The sequence below is a fragment of the Flavobacterium aquariorum genome, from assembly GCF_003254745.1.
Lineage (GTDB): Bacteria > Bacteroidota > Bacteroidia > Flavobacteriales > Flavobacteriaceae > Flavobacterium > Flavobacterium aquariorum.
Genome location: NZ_QKXH01000052.1, coordinates 1 through 218 on the forward strand (window position 1 = coordinate 1; position 218 = coordinate 218).

Here is a 218-nt window from a genome sequence, read left to right on the forward strand (position 1 = left end):
GACTAACCGCATAAGTAGCTGCTGGACTTCCTGCTGTTGTTAGCGATGCATTATTAGCAGTGATTGCTGTTCCAACACAATAACTTGGCGAAGCAACGGTATAACTCAATCCTGCCGGAGCTTGATTCACGGTAATGGTTACAACCGATGTTGCAGTTCCACAACCACCAGTATTGCTGGCTGTGACGGTATATCCTGCAGATGCAACTGCTGTAGTT

Annotated in this window: 1 protein-coding gene; it reads right to left on the minus strand. The window is 46.8% G+C overall.

Annotated features, from left to right (window positions below):
* A partial coding sequence (locus tag DOS84_RS19490) for a hypothetical protein (RefSeq protein ID WP_165830473.1) occupies window positions 1–218 on the minus strand: 218 nt, incomplete at both ends.